Here is a 1781-nt window from a genome sequence, read left to right as displayed (position 1 = left end):
ACTCCCTCAGTTTAATTCGATTTTCTCCCGAATGCTCGCTTATTCGCAGGATTTCATCCGCCAAGGATATTATTCTTTGGCTGTAGGAATTGAATTGAGGACTTTAAGGCTACGTGAAGGCATGGTTAAATAAAGGAGTAAGTTTCATTCTCCATATTCTACCATATGATGTACATCTCCACGCCGCCCCTGGAGGCTTTCCCTCCCATGTCTCAACGGGTCAATCGCCCTTTCATTCCTTCGTCATGCCTGTCCAAGGGGTGGAGGCCAGTTTTGCTAACCTGATGGGTCAGTGCCCTTTTGTTGAAGAAATCTGGTACTCCGTACATATTTGAGATCCTGCGAATAAGCCAAAACTCAGTCTAAAATAATTGTTTCATGATTCTCTTCGAGAATGAATTATGCTGCCAGCTCTTGCAACGGTTGGACCTTCTGGGCACAATAAGGCTCATTATTACGTGCTATTCCAACAAAGATCCTGGCCAACTTGCCAACCAATTTCATGATAGATTTCATCTTTTTTATTTTCTTTTTCTTAACATTGTTGGAGTGGATCGTCTTAAATTCCGGGTTATTCATCACTAGGCTCATTGTAGCTAAATAAAGAAAACGCCTAAGCCTTGATCTGCCACGCTTGGAAAGAACAATTTGGCCTTTCCACTTCCCAGAACTTGCTTCAGCTAGATGCAGCCCGGCGTGACGAAGTAATGAATTGCCGTGTGAAAAGCCGCTTAAATCTCCTGCCTCGCCTAAAATTCCTGCCAGGGAGATTTCACTAATTCCCTTAATCATTAGTAATTTCTGTGCGTAAGGAATTTTAGCCAATTCCACTTTGATTGTACACTCAACCCTATCAAGCTGTTGAACCGCAAGGGCATACTCTTCGAGTAATTGTTCAAGGTGGAATTTGTAAGCATCTAATGCTTGTTCTGTACCGACCGAATTTCTGGCAACGTTGAGAAGTAAGTATGCTTTCTTCAATCCAGGCTGCCTCTTCATAAGTGATTTCCAGCCGGCGACTATTTCATCGGGTTTCATAGAACGTAGTTCCATTGGAGTTGGAAAAAGCCTTAGTGTAGCGATTGCCCCTTTGGCGGTAATGTCTTTGAATACCTCCCTGAGTTCAGGGAAAACAATATCGACCCAGCGATTTAATTGATTCACAGAGCTTACAAACCTTTTTACAATGACATCCCTGTTTGACATTAGGACCCTAAGCCTTTCAAATGCCTCTGGAGTGTTCCTTACAAACGAGTAGTAACCGTTCTTAACCATATCAGCGATTACCAGTGCATCTTTTTTATCACTCTTTGATTGTGTGTTATCGCGGTTTTCTTTATTTCTTTTTACCAAATGAGGATTTACTGTCACCACTTCAATTTTCTTATTTATTAGCCACTTTGATAGATTGATCCAGTAATGTCCTGTCGGTTCCATCCCGACGATGGTTTCTTCAAGTTTATGTGCTTTTTTCAGCTTATTTATCCAGTTTAATAGAGTCACAAATCCTTCTTCATTATTTTGAAAAGTAATAGGATCTCCTACAACAATCCCACGGAAATTAACAGCTCTGGCAACGTGAAATTGTTGGGCAATATCGACCCCGATAACTAAATGTTTATCGGAAATTCTTTCAATTAGTTGATTTTGTTTGTCCTGCATTTTAAACTTCATAATAAGGGTTCCTCCTTGAGATTGAGTTAGAGTGGTGTCTTACTCTTATCTTACTGAGGAGCCCTATTTTTATCAAAGCTCAAAAATAACGATCTACAGGAATGCTA

Annotated in this window: 1 protein-coding gene; it reads right to left on the bottom strand. The window is 40.7% G+C overall.

What is annotated here, in order from left to right:
- Positions 1–399: 399 nt before the first annotated feature.
- Complete coding sequence (locus tag V7127_RS21885) at positions 400–1674, bottom strand: IS110 family transposase (RefSeq protein WP_335489594.1); 1275 nt, start codon at positions 1672–1674, stop codon at positions 400–402.
- Positions 1675–1781 lie beyond the last annotated feature (107 nt).

This window comes from Bacillus sp. JJ1773, from assembly GCF_036962035.1.
In the GTDB taxonomy this organism is placed as follows: domain Bacteria; phylum Bacillota; class Bacilli; order Bacillales; family Cytobacillaceae; genus Cytobacillus.
The sequence above is the reverse complement of the archived record's forward strand: the minus strand, read 5'-3'. Positions and strand labels throughout refer to the sequence as shown.

Bases quoted from the DNA above. Each gene is read 5' to 3' on its own strand.
- V7127_RS21885 (WP_335489594.1), bottom strand. From the start codon at position 1,674: ATGAAGTTTAAAATGCAGGACAAACAAAATCAACTAATTGAAAGAATT.